This window comes from Flagellimonas sp. 389 (genome assembly GCF_018449435.1).
Classification (GTDB): Bacteria; Bacteroidota; Bacteroidia; order Flavobacteriales; family Flavobacteriaceae; genus Flagellimonas.
Genome location: NZ_JAHCMU010000006.1, coordinates 109,082 through 127,995, shown reverse-complemented (window position 1 = coordinate 127,995; position 18,914 = coordinate 109,082). Strand labels below are relative to the sequence as shown.

General features: G+C 38.2%; 19 protein-coding genes and 1 tRNA gene. 6 read left to right on the top strand and 14 right to left on the bottom strand.

The features are described 5' to 3' along the window. Positions 1-6: 6 nt before the first annotated feature. The 3 genes from KIM67_RS07015 to KIM67_RS07005 all read right to left on the bottom strand — a co-directional run bounded on the left by KIM67_RS07015 (position 7) and on the right by KIM67_RS07005 (position 4,636). Positions 7-480, bottom strand: coding sequence for a lipocalin family protein (locus tag KIM67_RS07015; protein WP_213830631.1), 474 nt, complete (start codon positions 478-480; stop codon positions 7-9). Between the two features lie 10 nt (positions 481-490). Then, positions 491-3,943, bottom strand: coding sequence for a hypothetical protein (locus tag KIM67_RS07010; RefSeq protein ID WP_213830630.1), 3,453 nt, complete (start codon positions 3,941-3,943; stop codon positions 491-493). A 619-nt stretch (positions 3,944-4,562) separates the two neighbouring features. Further along, positions 4,563-4,636, bottom strand: a tRNA-Met gene (locus KIM67_RS07005). A 135-nt stretch (positions 4,637-4,771) separates the two neighbouring features. Between KIM67_RS07005 and KIM67_RS07000 the strand changes: the two genes are divergently transcribed. After that, positions 4,772-5,155, top strand: a complete 384-nt coding sequence (locus KIM67_RS07000) for an START-like domain-containing protein (RefSeq protein ID WP_163419110.1) — start codon at positions 4,772-4,774, stop codon at positions 5,153-5,155. Between the two features lie 54 nt (positions 5,156-5,209). Beyond that, positions 5,210-6,055 carry an aminotransferase class IV gene (locus KIM67_RS06995; protein ID WP_213830629.1) on the top strand — a complete coding sequence of 282 codons (846 nt, stop codon included), beginning with the start codon at positions 5,210-5,212 and terminating at the stop codon, positions 6,053-6,055. A gap of 1 nt (position 6,056) precedes the next feature. On the opposite strand, the gene KIM67_RS06990 is transcribed toward KIM67_RS06995, so the two are convergent. From KIM67_RS06990 to KIM67_RS06970, 5 genes are all read right to left on the bottom strand, one after another. Continuing rightward, positions 6,057-6,617, bottom strand: coding sequence for a YqgE/AlgH family protein (locus tag KIM67_RS06990; protein WP_213830628.1), 561 nt, complete (start codon positions 6,615-6,617; stop codon positions 6,057-6,059). Between the two features lie 130 nt (positions 6,618-6,747). After that, a complete protein-coding gene (locus tag KIM67_RS06985) occupies positions 6,748-7,020 on the bottom strand; it encodes an HU family DNA-binding protein (RefSeq protein ID WP_213830627.1) in 273 nt (90 codons plus the stop codon). A 176-nt stretch (positions 7,021-7,196) separates the two neighbouring features. Further along, the gene (fmt, locus tag KIM67_RS06980) at positions 7,197-8,159 is read right to left on the bottom strand and encodes a methionyl-tRNA formyltransferase (RefSeq protein WP_213830694.1); all 963 of its coding nucleotides are present in this window, start codon (positions 8,157-8,159) and stop codon (positions 7,197-7,199) included. Further along, positions 8,140-10,035, bottom strand: coding sequence for an ATP-dependent DNA helicase RecQ (locus tag KIM67_RS06975; RefSeq protein ID WP_213830626.1), 1,896 nt, complete (start codon positions 10,033-10,035; stop codon positions 8,140-8,142). The genes fmt and KIM67_RS06975 overlap by 20 nt, the downstream gene beginning before the upstream one ends. Beyond that, positions 10,035-10,598 (bottom strand): AAA family ATPase, encoded by a 564-nt coding sequence (locus KIM67_RS06970; protein ID WP_213830625.1) that lies wholly within the window; start codon positions 10,596-10,598, stop codon positions 10,035-10,037. The genes KIM67_RS06975 and KIM67_RS06970 overlap by 1 nt, the downstream gene beginning before the upstream one ends. A gap of 88 nt (positions 10,599-10,686) precedes the next feature. Here KIM67_RS06970 and KIM67_RS06965 point away from each other — a divergent pair, with 88 nt between their 5' ends. The 3 genes from KIM67_RS06965 to murA all read left to right on the top strand — a co-directional run bounded on the left by KIM67_RS06965 (position 10,687) and on the right by murA (position 13,042). After that, positions 10,687-10,974 carry a DUF493 family protein gene (locus KIM67_RS06965; protein ID WP_213830624.1) on the top strand — a complete coding sequence of 96 codons (288 nt, stop codon included), beginning with the start codon at positions 10,687-10,689 and terminating at the stop codon, positions 10,972-10,974. A gap of 85 nt (positions 10,975-11,059) precedes the next feature. Next, a complete protein-coding gene (locus KIM67_RS06960) occupies positions 11,060-11,719 on the top strand; it encodes a DUF4290 domain-containing protein (RefSeq protein WP_213830623.1) in 660 nt (219 codons plus the stop codon). Positions 11,720-11,734: 15 nt separating this feature from the next. After that, positions 11,735-13,042: a UDP-N-acetylglucosamine 1-carboxyvinyltransferase gene (gene murA, locus KIM67_RS06955; protein WP_213830622.1), complete on the top strand. Its 1,308-nt coding sequence runs from the start codon at positions 11,735-11,737 to the stop codon at positions 13,040-13,042. On the opposite strand, the gene KIM67_RS06950 is transcribed toward murA, so the two are convergent. From KIM67_RS06950 to KIM67_RS06925, 6 genes are read right to left on the bottom strand one after another with little or no spacing between them, the layout of a single operon-like run. After that, positions 13,029-13,448 carry a hypothetical protein gene (locus KIM67_RS06950; RefSeq protein WP_213830621.1) on the bottom strand — a complete coding sequence of 140 codons (420 nt, stop codon included), beginning with the start codon at positions 13,446-13,448 and terminating at the stop codon, positions 13,029-13,031. The two genes, murA and KIM67_RS06950, sit on opposite strands and share 14 nt — an antisense overlap. Then, complete coding sequence (locus KIM67_RS06945; RefSeq protein ID WP_213830620.1) at positions 13,438-13,824, bottom strand: hypothetical protein; 387 nt, start codon at positions 13,822-13,824, stop codon at positions 13,438-13,440. The genes KIM67_RS06950 and KIM67_RS06945 overlap by 11 nt, the downstream gene beginning before the upstream one ends. Then, entirely contained in the window at positions 13,821-14,207 is a 387-nt protein-coding gene (locus KIM67_RS06940) for an alkyl hydroperoxide reductase (protein ID WP_213830619.1), read from the bottom strand. The genes KIM67_RS06945 and KIM67_RS06940 overlap by 4 nt, the downstream gene beginning before the upstream one ends. Further along, positions 14,208-15,209: a pirin family protein gene (locus KIM67_RS06935; protein WP_213830618.1), complete on the bottom strand. Its 1,002-nt coding sequence runs from the start codon at positions 15,207-15,209 to the stop codon at positions 14,208-14,210. A 2-nt stretch (positions 15,210-15,211) separates the two neighbouring features. Further along, positions 15,212-16,141, bottom strand: coding sequence for a VOC family protein (locus tag KIM67_RS18580; RefSeq protein WP_250149185.1), 930 nt, complete (start codon positions 16,139-16,141; stop codon positions 15,212-15,214). 60 nt (positions 16,142-16,201) lie between these two features. After that, entirely contained in the window at positions 16,202-17,629 is a 1,428-nt protein-coding gene (locus KIM67_RS06925; RefSeq protein WP_213830617.1) for an amidohydrolase, read from the bottom strand. A gap of 233 nt (positions 17,630-17,862) precedes the next feature. Here KIM67_RS06925 and KIM67_RS06920 point away from each other — a divergent pair, with 233 nt between their 5' ends. Further along, positions 17,863-18,912: a DUF6340 family protein gene (locus KIM67_RS06920; RefSeq protein WP_213830616.1), complete on the top strand. Its 1,050-nt coding sequence runs from the start codon at positions 17,863-17,865 to the stop codon at positions 18,910-18,912. Positions 18,913-18,914 lie beyond the last annotated feature (2 nt).

The window sequence follows — 18,914 nt, the reverse complement described above, 5'->3', positions numbered from 1 at the left end:
GTTGTTTTAGTTTTTGAAAAAGTGTAGCTCGGTCATAAATGGTCTCGTATCTCCCGTATTTATCGGCACAAGTACAATTTCTTTTTCCGTTAAGACCGAAATCCGGTAACGTTGTACAAATCCGTCCACATAACTGATTAAAAGAATACCACTTTCATCTAAAGCCCATTTTGACTTGGTGTTTCGACCATCGGTCAATGTTGTCAGATGTTCTCCATTCGGCATAAAGGTTTCCTTTCTACCTTCATATGCCTCTTTAAAGACGGCTTTGACATTTGGCAATGAATCCAATCTTTGTTTTGATTCATTCTCCATATAGTTTTTAAGACTTGTACTGTCAAAAGTCCATGTTCCCAGTAGATAGTTTTGACCCTCAATTTTTTGGGCATTAATGCTCGTACAAGTAATCACCAGAAGTAACAGGTACGAGATACCTGTTCTTCCAATTTCAGAATGGGTTTGCTTCTTTTTTTTCATCATCGGTTTGAGTTTATTGTCCTTTGTAGTGATAGGTATAGTCAGTGATGATTTTATCGTCCCTGTCTTTTGTATTAATGAGGCGATTATTTGTATCGTATTCGTACTTGATAATGTTACCTCTTGGGTCAGTAACCCGGGTTACACCTACAGCTGGTTTATAGGAATAGGTGGTTATCATCGCATTTGGTAATCCTGCTCGCAATGTATTTTCCTGAGCGGTCGTCAGTCCTCCTGTTCCTGTATGAAAGTTTGAGCTAAAAAGCGCATTTATGGCCAATCTGTTCGCGTTAACAACCTTGGCCACGGGATACATTTGGTCATACCCCCAGATATAGCTGACCGATGTCCCGTCGGTTTGTTTGTACTCCAGTAAATTTCCCAGGTCATCATAGGAGACGAAGTCCATTCGCTGGATAAGTTGATTACCATCCTTAGCCTCTAAAACTTCAGTATGCCAATAATCTCCGAAAAAACTTCCGTATTTGAACTTGGTTTGCGAGAGAAGTGTACTGTTCTCGTAGCTTCTGATAAGAACTGGTTCGGTGACCTTGTTCAAAGCTAATAAGCTAGATCTATGCGGATCAGAACCAATACCATGAGCAGTATCGAATATGTAAAAGGTCTCTTGTTTTCTTGTTATACCATCTTCGGATGTTGTTGTCGAAGTACTTCTGGGCAAGTTTTTTTGAGGCTCATAAGTATTTGTAATTGAGGTAGAAAGAATATCGCCTTCGAAATGTTCGTTATTTTGAACAGTTACAGGTAGAAATTGACCGCTTGTTTGCTCATACCCATGATCGGCCACCATGCCAACAGATGAAAAATAGGCCTTGTACACAGGTATATTGTCGACTACATAGTTTTCATACGTATTATCTGTCCGTCTTAGCAGATTAAAAGCATTGTCCCATGTCTCTTCCCAGAGTACTTTACCATTTCTATGGTTAAAGGTTTTAGGGGGAACCCCAATTAAATAGGCATTACCATAGTGGACATCCAAATTCTGTATACTTCCAGGATTTCCCGAATATGGTCCGTTGCTCAAAGGAACGGAGCCTAAAAAATAATTGACCAGTTCGTTAGGCAGGTTTTCATAAGCAGTAAGAATAGTACCCTTGGCAACACTTGTTTTGGAAATGTCCTTTTCCGTAACATAACCATAGCCAATATGACTGCCTTGTGCAGAGAAATCCAAAGAAACTGAGCTTCCAGAGGACATGGTAAAGACATTTAAAAAACTTTGGGGGGTATAATCCAAAAAACCATATTTGGAATGGTATACCAATTGGTTCATCAGCTTACCGGTGGATACAATTTGCCCTAGATTACTTTCTTCATAGACATACTCCTTTTTACTGATAAAGCTTCCATTGGTATCTCGATTAGTTACATATTTAATACGTACTCCACCGACCTCAAACTCTTCCCAAGGAAATGGAGAATCAGAAGGGTCGTCAAGAAAGTAAGCATTTACTGAATAGCTTAAAAATTCCCCACCAGGAGGCGATACAAAAAATGGCTGTTCAAATCTATAGGTGCCATTTGGCAAATTAAATTCTTCAGATTCTACAATTGTACTTCCTTGGGAAGGTGCTCTATACTTTATTGATTCCTTTAAGCCAGCTCCTGGATTATCTAGCTTTACAATTCTTACCATATCCTGGTTGCCTACACCTCCTCCAGTGCATGGGTTAGTAGCGCAGGCAATGGAATAATCCACAAATATGTTAAAGGCAAAAGGAAGATTGTTTGCTGTAGTAATCTCGAACACGTCCCCATGTGATAATCTGGTCTCATATCCATCAGTTAAAGTACGTTTTAGGTACTGATAGTTGTAGCCAATATCAGAGGAATTGGTATTGATATTTGAATACCCTGCGGATGTGGGCTTATCCACAAGTGCAGAATTTCCTTCGTACTCAAATTCGGTATATCCTTTTGTAGGATAGATTACTTTGTTAAGCAATCCTATTTTGCCATATACAAAATCGGCTCCACGATTGGCTCCTTTCAGATTAAAGAAAACGTCTCTTTGATTGTTGCTACATAAGGTCAATCTACCAAATGAGGGCATTCTGCCCATATTGGATTTTCCATTGTAAAAACCCCAAAAGTCTACATCCTTACTGTCTTTGGCGGGTAAATCATTTGGTTGTATATATTCAAAAGAATAGGTCTGGTCGTTGACCGTGACACTATCCAATTTTAGCCTGATGTATTTTTCTTTTTTATAGCTACCCGTATCCGTAGACTTATCACTGTTAAAATAGGATTGGTTAAAACCTACCGTCTTTATGATTTGGTTAAGACTGTTTTTTATGGTGATTCCTGTTAATCGCTGTATTGGATTGCCTGAGGTTACTACGGATGGAAAATTATTACTATTGGTTTGGTATCTTGAAGAGATATCCTCCCGATTGGAAAGTACAAAATCTACTGTGCCAAAATCTCCGCTTATCGTTTTTAAATGCAATGCCTGGAAACCAGTTATGGAACAGCTCACTACTTTGGAGGTATCACCATCATAATTAACGTATGCCATTCCGTTATAGGAAGGTAGGCCGGTACACGTGACAAAGTTGTAACTTTCTGAAAAGCTCGGATAACCAAAGTAAGAGACCTTGTCGTATGTAAAATTAATGGTCCTGCCCGAGGGTGCGATTACATTGTCAATGTGCCAGGCTGAATTTTTTTGCCACGTCCTTAGGTTGTCACTGGTTTGATAGGCAATACTACCCGACAAAGCAGCATTATCAGAGGAAAATGATGACCCGTCACTTCTGTAAATTGTGGTAAACTCTTTCGAGAAATTATTGTTGGCCTTTCCAAAGTTGAATTCATATCCTTGTCCGTTGACAATGGTAAAATCCCTTTCGTCGACACGGTAGTACACCTTAAAGACCTTGTTGTTCACAACAACCGCTTCTACGGTGTTTCCTGCTCCCTTCTTTGGTAATCGGAATTGAATAGATTCACCAAAAATATTGGCAGTGAAAAGATCAGGCTGCGTATCATGGGGAATGTTGTTAAAATGTGCATTGAAAATTGCAGTTTCTTGAGCAGGAGTCAAATTATCATGACTGTAGCTTGGACTAAAAAGATAACCAACAGCACCGTTTCCATTTGCAAGGTCATCATAACCGTTTACTTGACGTGTTATGACTGCATTCGCCGAAAGATTCCATCCCAAACCTACCCATGAAGCTTCTTGGGCAACTTTTATGCCCCCGGTCTGATAGGAAAGGGCAATAGGAATATTAAGACCATCGAGGTCGATTGAATGTATTGGTACACTAACATTGGCCGTACCAGTATATTTGCCTACTTGGGTCACCCCATATTGTCCCAGTTGAGCAACGTCTGGAGTTGGCGGTACAAGTTCTGAAAAATAGCTTTTATCCTGAGATAGTACACAAATTGAGAATAAAATTAATGTTGTTAGAAGTGAATATTTAAGTTTCATTTCATAAGTTTTTTAAATGGGTAGATGTATAAATTGCTTTGATGGTAACCTGTGAAGATTTCACTTTACCATTTTAAGTTGTGTCCTTGTTTATAACAAAGCTGAAATAAGTCAATAGGGTAGTCTCACCTTTATTATTTGTACTATGAATGAAGGAGTACTATTATTAAGAAAACAGTGAAGGGATTTTATGTGCTGGTTCTATTTAACCGGATGAAAATTCGGCTACTAAAGCGTTTGGGATTTTACCATTGAACATGGTTTTTTTTGTCAGTTTGAAAGTCAGCAGAAGTTGTTTAAAATTGGAAAAGGTTGTTGACATGGAATTCTAGAGAATTAATCGTTATATCATATAATTTGGCCTTATTAAATGTAATGAATAATACTCAAAAATTATAAGAATAATATTACATTTAGTATTGATTATACAAACAATTAACTTTTATTTAAAATAGGGTGTATACTTTGGATAAAGATATTTGATATTTATTAGGGAGGTAATTGCCTTTTGGATAGCGTTCTTATTGTTTTTACCTGTTCTATATATGAAAGGTTTTTTTCCTTGAGTAGAAACAAGAACCCCCAAGACTCAAGTCTTGGGGGTTCTTCTGTTTTCCTGTAGCGAGAGAGGGACTTGAACCCTCGGCCTCCGGGTTATGAATCCGACGCTCTAACCAGCTGAGCTACCTCGCCATGCCTTTTTAGCGGCTGCAAATATAAAGTTTAATTTTTGCCGAATCAAAATTCATTATTAATTTATTATTTGATATTTATTTTTATATCTTCCCAAACTATATCAATTGTTGAAAGGAAAAACTGAACAGTATAATGAGTGATAAGATTAAATTTGAAATAGAATTTGTTATTCAAGCTTCTCCACAGTTGCTTTATCAATATATTTCTACTCCTTCCGGCCTATCAGAATGGTATGCCGATAATGTAAATTCCCGTAGTGAGTTGTTTACTTTTATATGGGACGGATCTGAAGAAAGTGCAAAGATGTTGAAGCGGAAGAGTGACGAATTTGTTAAATTTTCTTGGGAAGAAAACGATGATGATACCTTTTTTGAGATGAAGATTATTGTAGACGAGATTACTAAAGACGTTTCGTTGTTCATAACCGACTTTGCCGAAGAAGACGAAGTGGATGAAGCTAAAATGCTTTGGGAAAACCAAGTATCGGATTTAAAACAAGTACTGGGTTCAAAATAGCAGTATTCTCAACTAAAACGTATATTTGGCCTTGATTTTTTCAAGGCTTTTTTTATGGTCAATTTTAACGGCAAACTTTTTTCCAAGGATACCGATATTTTAAATTACGATAACAGGGGACTAAAGTACGGGGATGCTCTTTTTGAGACGGTTCGTTGTGTAAACGGTACCATCTTCTTTTGGGAAGACCACTATTTTAGGTTGATGTCTTCCATGCGTATCCTGAGAATGGAAATACCCATGGAGTTCACATTGGAATTCTTGGAAGAACAGATTCTAAAAACTGTTGGTGAAAATGGATTGGATATCAATTCGGCCAGGGTACGCTTAACCGTCTTCAGAAATGGCGGAGGGCTTTATGGACCTAAAACCAATGAAGTCTCTTATATCATTGAAATAAGTGAATTAAAATCACCGTTTTATCTTGTTAATGACGAACATTACGAAGTGGAGCTTTTTAAAGACTACTACATCAATAAAGACATGTTGTCCAATTTAAAGACGACCAATAAAATTCTAAATGTGGTTGCCAGCGTTTATGCCAAAGAAAACGGATATGAAAACTGCATTCTCATCAATAACAATAAACAAGTAGTCGAGGTTATTAACGGTAATCTTTTTTTGGTCAAGGATAAGGTCATTAAAACGCCTCCTCTGAGTGACGGCAGTTTGGATGGTATCATTAGGAAAAAACTAATGGAGATTATAAATGGCATTCCGGATTTCGAGTTACAAGAAGTATCGATTTCACCCTTTGAACTTCAAAAAGCGGATGAACTTTTTATAACCAATAGCATTGATGGCATACGGCCTATAAGCAAGTATCGAAAAAAAGAGTATTCCAATAGTATCAGTAAAAGTCTAATAGGAAAACTGAATGCAAAGGCCAGAATTGGTTAGCCTAATTTAAGGAAGGGTTTTCAGGGGCATTGGACCATAATAGATAGTCTCCGCCAAGCTCTACCATTTTTTCTTTCCAAAAAGCATTGGAAGATTTTTCTAGGATTCCGCTTTCATATTCATTTTGTACTACAATCCACGATTTTGAAGAAAGTTCCTGATCTAACTGACTGGAATCCCAACCGGAATATCCTAAAAAAAAACGTATATCTTGGGCAGTGATAGTCTCGTTATTGATAAGCTCTACGGTTTGTTCAAAATCACCACCCCAAAATATACCATCAGAAATCTCAATACTGTCTTGGATAAGGTGAGGTACTTTATGTATAAAATAAAGATTGTCCTGCTCTACGGGGCCTCCGTTAAAAACTTTGAAGGGAACGGTAATTTCAGAAATAAGGTCGTTTATGGTATAATCCAAAGGCTTATTTAGAATAAAACCTACAGACCCCTCATTGTTATGTTCAGCAAGCAAAACTACCGATCTATTAAAAGAAACATCGCCTGTTAATGTTGGTTCGGCAACCAGTAGTTTTCCTTTTTTAGGTTTAAGGCTAACCATAGTAATTTTAGATTCTTATTCTTAAATGTAACATAATATATTATAATTACAAAAAACGCTGGAAAATGCAGAAAATAAAAAAGCACCTCTTTCTCAAGAAGTGCTTTAATATATTTCAAATGGTAATCGATTAGTTTACTGAACCACTCAATTCTGCTCCTGCTTTGAACTTTACTACGTTCTTAGCTGCGATTTTGATAGTTGCTCCAGTTTGTGGATTTCTACCTTCTCTTGCATTTCTCTTGGATACTGACCAAGAACCAAAACCTACTAAAGAAACCCTGTTTCCTTTTTTAAGAGATCCTTCTACGTTTCCTAAGAAAGATTCCAATGCCTTTTTAGCTGCTGCCTTAGTGATGCCAGCATCAGCTGCCATGGCATCGATTAATTCTGTTTTGTTCATAATGGAATTAAATTAATTGTTGTTAAAATAATTTTAATGCTAAACAAATTTATATGGATTTGCTTTTAACGCAAGTAAAACCAAGGGAAATAGGGTTTTTTGTTGATAACTTGAAACGTTTGTTGATAAAGTAGAAAAAAAAGTCGACCAATTGCAAGCCTAGTCATAGTAAGGCTTTAGCGAAGACATGCATTTTCATGAAGATTTAAGCCGTTCAGAATTTCAGAAACGTTCATTTTTCGCTTTCCCGAAAGTTGTATTTCCAAAAGTTGTAGATACCCTTCTTTAGTAGCAACTTTTAAAGTCTTTTTATCCGCAAAAAGTCGCCCTACATTATAATCATGTTTTTCTAGCGCTATGCGGGTTTTATAAATCTTGATACTTTCTTCTTTTTCGCCGTTCAACAAATAACACCATGCGGAAGGGTAGGGGCTTAAACCCCGAACATGGTTATGGATGTTTGCCAAAGGTGCTTCCCAATCGATCTTACAATTTTCTTTATGAAGTTTAGGTGCTGGTTTTAAATTTTCAAAATGTTTTTGTGTAGTACTGGCAACTTTACCTTCAGAAATCTGTTGGCATGTATCTACAACAAGTTCGGCCCCCAATATCATCAACCTATCATGAAGCGTACCTGCGGTATCTTCTAATTGGATTTCTTCTTCTTTTTGTAGTATGATACCTCCGGTATCGATTTTTTCATCAATAAAAAAAGTAGTGACCCCTGTTTTGGTTTCTCCATTGATTACGGCCCAATTTATTGGAGCGGCTCCACGGTACTGTGGCAGTAAAGAAGCATGAAGGTTAAACGTACCAAATTTGGGCATCTGCCAAACGCCTTTGGGTAGCATTCTAAAGGCGACAACAACATGAAGGTTTGCCTCCAAATCTTTAAGTTCCTCTAAAAATTGTTCACTCTTTAAATTTGTGGGCTGTAATATCTTTAAGTTTTGTGCTGTCGCGAATTGTTTTACCGCAGATTCCTGAATCTTTCTTCCCCTGCCTGCTGGCCTATCTGGTGCTGTAATCACTCCCACTACATTAAAGCCTGCGTCTAGAATACCTTTTAAGCTTACAACTGCAAAATCTGGTGTTCCCATAAACACGATACGTAAAGAACTATTGGACATTGATGGCATATTCATTTTTATAGTTTAAAAGTACCGTTTCATCTTCGAGCAGTATCACTAATGCTTCCAAAATTTTCTTTTCATCAACGGTCATAGATTCTGCAAGTTTTCTAGAGGTTTTTGGACTAGCCTTTAATAATTGGATTATTTCTGATTTAATATCAAATAAACTATGGTCATTGCTTGTCGTGCAAATATCGCAAGTCCCACATTCTTCTTTTACGTCTTCCCCAAAATAATTTAGTATAAAGTTACTGCGACATGAGCTGGTATTGTTGATGTAACCCAACATAGCATCCATATTGCTTTGTTTGACCTTGTTAAAGTCTCTAATCTTGTTTGCAAAGGTATTTATGGTCCGTTCATCTTCTCGTGGAATCAGAAAATTGATTTCCAAGTCGCTAGCTGTATTCCTATATTCTGCGATACCATCCGTTTGAAGCTGTTCCAGTATTTTCTTTATTGATTTTTCTTGTTCTCCTGTTTTTTTTGAAATCAATTGGATATTAATGCTGGTGTTATAATCTGTGATTCCACCATATGTGCGAAGAATTGTTTGTATTACCGGTGCGGTCTTACGGTTATTGTCCAAGTAATTGAAAATATTTGTTTTGGAGGCAATAAATCTAAGTGTGGTTTTTTCATTATAGGTATCGGATAAGTTAATTACGGAATTTTGGTCGAGAATACGCAAACCATGGTATGCCATATTTGGGTTGAATTCGTAACGCCTACAAAACGAATTAAATTTTAAGGCGAATGTTTCCGAGGTCGATTCCCCGTAAGAAATCTGAAAATAACTGTTCAACTTTGCATAAAGTTTTTTGACAAAATCGACATCAGGTAACGAAGTAATAAATTGCTTTTTCGCCAATTCTTCATCTTCTTTGGTATTCAGTAGAACCGCAGTAGCTGTTTCGCCATCTCTCCCCGCACGTCCTGCTTCTTGAAAATAACTTTCTAAACTATCCGGAACCTGATAATGTACTACCAATCGAACATTTGGTTTGTCCACACCCATTCCAAAAGCATTGGTGGCTACCATGATTTCTAAATCACCATCAAGCCATAGGCTCAACTTTTCTTTTTTCTCTGCTCTAGAAATCCCTCCATGGAAAAAGGAAGCTTTACATCCATTTTTATTTAAAAATTCAGCAAGGAACAAAGACATTTTACGCGATCTTACATAAACAATGGAACTACCTGGTATAGTAGTTATATACTTTTTAAGTTGATAGAGCTTATCTTCTGTTTTTTTAACCTTAAATATGATGTTGGACCTGGAAAATGAATCTTTGAATATCTTAGCCTCTTTGAGCTCAAGATTTTCCAAGATGTCTTCTACAACTTTTGGCGTAGCGGTTGCCGTAAGTGCAATCATTGGTGAATTTGGAGCAAGTTCTCTCAAGATTGCACATTCCAAGTAAGCCGGTCTAAAATCATTTCCCCATTGCGATATACAATGCGCTTCATCAATTGCGATTAGATTTACATTCATCTCCCTAATCCTTTGTTGGACAACGGATTGTTGTAAACGTTCAGGGGATAAATACAGGAATTTATAATTTCCATAAAGACAGTTGTCCAAGAGGTTGTTGAGTTCTTCAAAGGAAATTCCTCCAGTAAGTGCAATCGCTTTAATACCTTTTAACTTTAACCGATCCACCTGATCTTGAATCAGCGCTACCAGTGGCGAGACAACAATACAGATACCTTCGTTCACCAAGGCAGGTACTTGATAGCAAATGGATTTTCCCCCTCCAGTAGGCAGTAACGCTAAAACATCTTTTCCGGAGATAACAGCATCGATGATTTCTTTTTGAGAGCCCCTGAAAGCTTCAAAGCCCCAAATCTCTTTTAAAACTACTACGGCTTTTTTCTGCACTAATTGTTATTAAGTAAATCCAGTATGAATGTAGTTCGCTGTTCAACAGGTTTTTTCGGAACTAGTATTGGCTCGTACCCGAACGTTGTATAGGTCTTCATCAAGGCATTATGAAGTTTTTCAGCTTCCTCGAAGGTTTCCAAACGTTCATTATCTGAAATATAGATTTCTTTCCAAGGAGGTACAATGAATATAACATCGTACCGATGATTCTTACATACGGCAATAAAATCTTCTCCATAGGCTTGTTCAAAAAAATCCATATAGGCCAATACGTCCGGAACACCGCGGTCAAAGAAACTCAAAGCCACGTTTAGGTGCTGTGATTCTTCATGGTGTTTTGCCCTTCCGGATAATAGGTCTTTGTTAAACTGCATTGCATCATCAACAAACACCAACGGATTGGATATAAATTCACTAGATTCACCGTTTATTTTCGCTTCGGAAGTCATGTCTCGTATAATCTCATGGAAACACTGAAAACCCTTGTTTTCCAAGTCATTGATTATTGAGGTTTTTCCAGTTCCAGGTGCTCCTGTAATAACTACTTTTTTTGTATTCAACCGCAAAAATTTATCAATACAAAGTAATGAAATACGAAGAAGGAAAAAAAATTGTAAGCTAACCCATATCTTTGCACAAAATAGACGCATGAACAAGGAGGAGTCCGATGCATTTTATGCTAGATTGAAAGAACAGTTGTTGGAGAATACGCAGTGGCCGTCCAACTATCTGTACAAGTTTATCGTACCTACCGATGAAGAGAAAATTGACCAGATCACAACTATCTTCAATATACCTGGGGCGGTCATAGAATCAAAACAATCCAAAAAAGGCACATACACCAGTGTTTCCATTACCGTGCACCTAAATAACCCAGATGAGGTTATTGCCAAGTACAAGGAAGTTTCCAGTATTGAGGGAGTAATTTCCCTATAAAACCTACAATTGACATAATTTTAGTATTTTGCATGCGTTAGTGGAAAGACTTCCCACTAAATTAATTTCATTAAACTCTTTTAATTTGAATCTAGTAGAAAATTTAGAATATAATACGGAGCGGACCAAGCTTATAATCCCAGAATACGGACGTCATTTTCAAAAAATGGTCGACCATGCCGTCTCCATAGCCGATAAAGAAGAACGTAATAAAGTTGCTAAGTCCATTATTAGTGTAATGGGTAATTTACAGCCTCATTTACGTGATGTTGCAGATTTTCAACATAAGTTATGGGACCAACTTTTTATTATGTCCGATTTTAAATTGGATGTTGATTCCCCATTCCCCATTACACCACAGGAAGTTTTGCAACAGCGACCGGAGCCTTTGGAATATCCACAAAACCATCCAAAGTATCGATTTTACGGTAACAACATTAAAAGAATGATAGATGTGGCCATTAAATGGGAAAAGGGTGATATGCGCTCTGGATTGGAATATGCCATTGCCAACCACATGAAGAAGTGTTACCTAAACTGGAACAAGGATACGGTTGAAGATTCGGCGATTTTCGCACACTTAAAAGAATTGAGCGACGGGGAAATAGACTTGGCCCCAAAGGGCGAGAGTTTGACCGATAGTGGACAGTTTCTTAAAAATCGCCTAGCTAAATCCAATAGAAGCGGTGGTAGTAGTCATAATAAAAAGGGACAACGTAACAACAGAGGTAAAAAAAGGTATTAAATTCCAAAGGAATACATGGGAACATTTCGGATAGAAGGTGGTCACCAGTTACACGGTGAAATTACACCTCAGGGAGCAAAGAACGAAGCACTACAGATTCTTTGTGCCGTACTGCTTTCAGGAGAAAAAATCACGATCAATAATATTCCAGATATCATAGATGTCAATAAGTTGATTGCGCTACTTGAAGACTTGGGGGTCAAGATTCAAAAAAAGGGAAAGGGCTCTTATACTTTTAAGGCTGATGATGTTAATCTGGACTACCTACAATCCGACCAGTTCAAGCAAGACGGTCGGGGATTGCGAGGTTCCATTATGTTAGTTGGTCCATTACTGGCAAGATTCGGTAAAGGATATATTCCAAAACCTGGAGGCGATAAAATAGGACGCAGGCGTCTAGATACTCATTTTGAAGGCTTTATAAAACTTGGTGCTAAGTTTAGATACAACAGAGAGGAATACTTTTATGGTGTGGAAGCGGAAAAACTCAAAGGTGCCTATATGCTCTTGGATGAAGCTTCGGTCACAGGAACTGCAAACATCCTAATGGCAGCTGTATTGGCGGAGGGGACTACAACAATCTACAATGCCGCTTGTGAACCCTACCTGCAACAATTATGCAAGATGTTGAACAGGATGGGGGCGAAAATTACCGGTATAGGTTCTAATCTTTTGTCTATTGAAGGCGTAGAATCTTTAGGAGGAACAACCCATACAATGCTGCCAGATATGATTGAAATCGGTAGCTGGATAGGTTTGGCTGCAATGACCCGAAGCGAGCTGACCATTAAAAATGTAAGTTGGGATGATTTGGGACAAATACCCAATGCGTTTCAAAAACTGGGAATACGAATAGAACGAAAAGGCGACGATATATATATCCCCAAACATGAGAACGGATATGAGGTGCAGAATTATATAGATGGATCTATATTGACCATAGCTGATGCACCTTGGCCCGGATTAACGCCAGATTTACTGAGCATTCTATTGGTTGTGGCCATACAAGCCAAAGGAGAAGTGGTGATTCACCAAAAAATGTTCGAAAGCCGACTTTTCTTTGTGGATAAATTAATAGATATGGGTGCAAAGATTATTCTATGTGATCCACATCGTGCCACAGTCATAGGCCATGATTTTAAATCCACGTTAAAAGCTACGACCATGGTATCTCCGGATATTAGAGCAGGGGTTTCCCTTTTGATAGCGGCACTTTCGGCCAAAGGCACTTCGACCATTCACAATATTGAACAGATAGACCGCGGTTATGAGAATATAGATGAGCGCTTAAGAGCTATTGGGGCCGACATTACGCGCGTATAAAAACTTCTAGCGCTGTCCAAATAAATACTGAAGACCATAGCGCCGTTCGCAACCAATTACGATGTACAAGATGTTGTAAAAGCTTTGTATCAAATTTGGTAGACGAGATTTGATTGTGCATGGGCACAAATTGTGTAAACGTAGAAATCCATGCACAAACTATCAATGCAAAACTCCCGATGGTGTAAATGGATACAAACGCATAAATCTGCCATAGACTAATAAGCAATTGTCCAAATAGTAATGGAATCACTACATATGAAATACGTTTTACGTAAACCTGATGCCATTTAATCAAGTCTGCTTTTTCATAAAAAATAAAACTAGGATAGATAATGAGCTGTACCATCCAAATGAGTACGAGTAGACCAAAATCGAACAGTATTCGTATAAATTCAATTTTCATGGTGTAGTTTTAGTTGGGAAACCCACAAGCCCCAAAATAGGAGCAGTGGATGTACCACAATTAATCTAGTCCATGAAATCCAAGGCGAAACACATAAACTGTTCTCGGTACAGGAACCTATTTGGATAAAATACATATGGGATGGTATAAATAGTAAAAGGAGTATTACAATGCCATAGGCACCTATTTTTCTTGTTTTATAAAACAGGATCAAAGCTCCAAAGAGTATTTCAAACGAGCCACTTGCAAAGTTCAACAACTTAGGAAAAGGAAGATAATCTGGAATTAGGCCATAGTAGAATTCAGAATTTACAAAATGGTATATGCCTGCAAGCAGGTAGAAAATAACGAATGCATACAAGAAAATCTTTTTCATTGCGTTAGTTTCCACTTGTAATCAGTGTGTACTTTTTTCAAGATAAGAAAGAAAGGAATCCACCATATAAAATCATTGGTAATGAGTGTATAAATAAATTCAAATGGTACAATATCTTGAATGTAGTTGAACAGAAATCCTAAAGGCCCAAATATTTTACCCAGAAACCCAACGGCTACAATGGGCCAATGCCGCATAGGATTGTAAGAAGCCCACCAATAGCCTAATCCGTAAACCCCTATTACCATGCCCATGCCTTGCCACACCATAGGATGATTAAGCAGTTCCATGCCTACGAGTTCAAAGAAATGATTCGGGAATAAAATGACCCAAGCACCCCAAAGTACATTATAGAATGCAGCGAGTTTTAATGTAAGTGTCATTTATTTTTCAATTAATGTGCCGTCTGGGTATTTGGCAAAACGCCCTTTTTCCTTGTCATGGACATTGTCGGCATGGGGCCAAGGCCATCCGCCAAATTGGGTAAGTTGGTATTCTTCCATGGCCTGTTGTATCTCTTGTTCCGTATTCATTACAAAAGGACCATATTTGGCTACGGGTTCGTCAATAGGTTTTCCCTGTAGCATTAGAAAATGAGCTTTCTTTTCTCCAATTTTAATAACAACATCTTGTGAGGCATCTAAAAGGATACCAAAATTTGGATTGACTTTTCGTTCATCAAAGTAAATTTCGGAACCTTCATAAAAATAGAGTGTTCTGCTAACTTCAGAATTCGCTTTTGGTACTATAAATTCAGTATTGGCGTCTACATGAATATTCCAAATTGCAACTTCATTTTCGGCATTCGAAGCCCATGAATTCGGTGCAGGTTCATTGGCTTGGGTTCCTCTGTAATTTCCCGCTATCACCTTTATCTGTGCATTACCTTCATCGATTACAGGGATGTCTTCATGCCATAACATTTTAAAGTGCGGCTCTGCAAATTTATCGGCTTTTGGAAGATTCAACCAAATTTGAAAAAGCTCCAAAGGGTTATCGTTATCTGTGTTAAGTAATGGGAACATTTCAGAGTGCTGTACGCCTCTTCCAGCGGTCATCCATTGTGTATCTCCTTCACCAAACCTTCCTGCAGCACCTAGGGAATCCGAATGGTCGCAATACCCTTTGTTTACGATTGTAATTGTTTCAAAACCACGATGCGGATGATATGGAAACCCAGGTATAGTTTGCCCATGATACATACGCCAACCATCCTTTATGGTAAAATCATTGCCCAAGTTTCTACCTTCAAGAAGAATAGGGTCTGGCCCCATATCTTCATTTCCTTTAGGATAATGATCCAGGTGATATACACAAAAGAGAAAGGGATCTTGTGTTTGCCATGGAAAGCCCAAAGGAATGGTTTGAATGATTGCACTGCTCATAATCAATGTTTTGTTGTATTAATTTCAATCCAATACCCTTCTGGGTCTTGGATATAGATTTGTTTTACGCCATCTGCTCTATCCGTGACCGAACCCTTATTGCCGGGCCAATCGTAAAAATCTATGTCCTTAACAATGAGATGGTCTATAAATTTTTCCAAATTCTCGACAGCAAGGCATAAGTGTATGCTCTTATCCTTTTTAAATTCAATAACATCCTTTTTGATTAAATGCAATTGCGTATTCCCATACATATTGAACCATCGAAACCCAGGTTTTTTCTCTGGATGTTCAATTTCCTTAAAATTGAATACCTCTTTATAAAAATCCCCAGTTTTCATCAAGTTGGTCACTATCAAAGATTGATGGTCAAAGGTAAAGGCCATATCTGGTCTTTTAGCTGCTGTAAACTGTGTGCTCAAATAGGTCTGTTCCCAATTCCCATCTATATAATCCCCAACTGTAAAATTATAGGTATTGGCATCTACATATTCCCAGTAATCAGTTACTGTAGTTTCTCCATATTTGTAAGAGTAGATGATGTCCTTGCCTTTTGTGGTCACACTGCCTTCAGTAACTCCGCCAAAAACATCAAACTCCCAAAATCTTACGGTATCTGATTTAGAATCATATTTGCGTATCCCGTGATTTCGTTCTCCGTAAGCTGTTTGTTCCTTGTTGGTAAACCCTTTGGCTTTGGCAAGAACCAAAATACTGTCCAAGCTATATTGAAATTCAATTTCTTGTTTAAACTTTGAACCGTCTGTCCAATTGCCTTCGGCCTGCCAATTCTTATTGATAAGGTTATCAAAAAAAACAAGCTTATTTTGTTGACTATGTGACTTTGTAAATAATCCCAACGCCAATAGTAGTATAGTTTTCTCCATCATTCGATAATAAAGGTCGACAGTGATTATTTTATTATAATTCATATCGACCCATGTGCTCAAAAAAGGTATTTAAGATACTTGAATTTGTGTGTCGATATTTTGTTAATTCCCTCCAATAGGTGGTGGGCCGTCAATCATGGCTTCATACTTTTCATCACCTTTTCGGGTTTTGTATTCCTCTTTTACTTTTTCTATTAATTTCGGATTTTCAAAAAGATCTGTCATGGTCATTGCCATAGCTTTGGAAGCATAGATCATCCCTTTGTGACCAATACTCATGGCACCGCATGCAACCACTGCCCAAGAATGCCAAGGGGTATCTTTTGGCGCTACGGTTACTCCTAGATTGATATTGGGCACGTTCCAGCTTACATCACCCACATCGGTTGAACCGCCACCAGGATTCTCTTCTGTTTCCCGCAAAGGCTTAATTTCACTATCCATACCAATTTCTGGTTTTCCAGTGGCTTTTTGTATGGCTTTCCCGAAAACTGTTTCTTCTTCGGTATAAGATATTGGACCTAAAAGTTCCAGATTCTTTTGCATGATTTCTCCACCAGAACGGTTCACTAAAGTTTCATAAATACCGGAAACCAAAGAAATTTTATAGTCTACATTGGCCATAATTGCGGCACCTTCGGCCATTTTTTTGACTTGTTCGTAAGTTGGAAGCATTATTTTACGTTTTGGGTCTCGAACACGCACCCAGATTTTGGAATAATCAGGAACAACATTGACAACCTGACCTCCATCTTGAATGTGGTAATGAATACGCGAAGTTGGGCGTATGTGTTCCCTGTAGTAATTGATACCTGTAGTGTAGAGCTCTAACGCATCAGATGCACTGCGTCCGTTCCATGGGTCTGCTGAAGCGTGCGCAGCCTGACCTGTAAATTCAACTATAAAATCTATTAAAGAAAGTCCGCTCTGTACATCTGCCTCTATTTTAGAGCTTGGGTGCCAGCTAATGTTTACATCAACATCGTCCCAAAGCCCTGCTTTTACCATCCATACTTTTGCAAAATATTTTTCTTCCGCAGGAGTACCCAAAAACTTGACCGTACCCTTTAGTTTTCCAGCTTCAATTTGTTCTTTGATAGCGATCGCTGCGCCCAAACTGGCGGCACCAAACATATTGTGACCACAGCCATGTCCGGGAGCACCATCAATTCTTGGGTCTTTGGTAGGTACTGTTTTTTGTGACAGCCCAGGAAGTGCATCAAATTCCCCTAGAATGCTGATTACGGGTTTTCCTGAACCGTAGGTAGCTGTGAAGGCAGTCGGAATATCTGCTACGCCCCTTGTTACGTTCAAACCATTTGCCTCAGCATACTTGGCCAATACTTCAGCTGATTTGGATTCGTTGAATGCGGTTTCTGCAAATGTCCAAATCGAGTCACTTATTTTGATAAGGTTTTCTTTGTGCTTCTCTACGGATTCAATAACCGCCTTTTTATTTGTTCCCATTTTCTGGGCCGATAGTGTGACCATCATGAGCGATGTCAACAGTAATAATGTGATTTTCTTCATTTTTAGTGTAGTTGGTTTAGACTTTATTTTCTGTTTGGATAATCAACTTTGAAAGATGAGATGTTTATACGTAAATATACCATTTTCTATCGTTTCCTCCGAGTGGCCTGAATTCTAGAATTTTCATATTGGTCTTTCTGGTTTTGGCTTCTAAACAAACAATAATCGTATATGTTTTGCGTTAAAAATCAACCATTTGGCCGGTTTATTCGTGTCGTAAATAATCGTAACCTATGAAAATATTCAACCAAATAGCTGTTGTAGTTGTTTTAACCCTTTTAGTAATGGGTTGTAGTGCCACCAATAGGTTGACTCTTGGTGTAACCGAACCTGCTCTTGTATCATTGCCACAAGATGTAAAAACCATTGGTGTTATCAACAGAAGTTTGGCTTCGGAGAAGCATAATGCAATTGATAAAATCGATAAGATTCTTTCCTTGGAGGGGTTAAACTTAGATAGGGAAGGGGCATCGGCTGCAATTAAAGGACTAACCACTGAACTGGAGAGAAATGGACAGTTTGAAGCCATTAAAATAATAGATTCCGTTAAAGCTATACGAAAAGGACTTGGTGTCTTTCCAGCTCAGTTACCATGGGAACTTGTGGAACGGATTTGTGCTGAAAATAATGTTGATGTATTGTTCTCACTGGAGTTTTATGATACGGACACTCAAGCGGATTACCAAGCTACCATAGTGAACATACCCAACGACTTGGGCATCAAAGCTAAAGTTCCCGGTCATAGGGTAACCCTACGTACCTTAATTAAAAATGGATGGAGGATTTATGATTCAAAGAGCAAACAAATCCTTAATCAATTCATTTCTAATGACGAAATTGTTTCTAGGGGTGAAGGAATCAACCCAATAAAAGCTGTTGAGGCGGTTATTGCCCGAAAAGAAGGGGTTATGCAGGTGAGCAATCAATTGGGGACCAATTATGGGCTCAATTTGCGACAATTACATAGAAGGGTAGCCAGAGATTATTTTGTGAGAGGCACAGATAACTTTATAATTGCCAAAAGAAGGGCACAAACAGGCGACTGGGACGGTGCAGCAGATTTATGGAATGCAGAGGTGGAGAATCCAAAACGAAAGGTTGCGGGAAGAGCATATTATAACATGGCCATCATCAATGAAATCAATGGAGATTTACAAAAAGCCATAGATTGGGCCTCTAAATCCTATTCTGATTATGGAACACGAGAAGCGCTACGTTACGTAAATATTCTAAGAAGGCGATTGGCGGATCAACAAGAGATTGAACGACAATTGTCTAAATGATC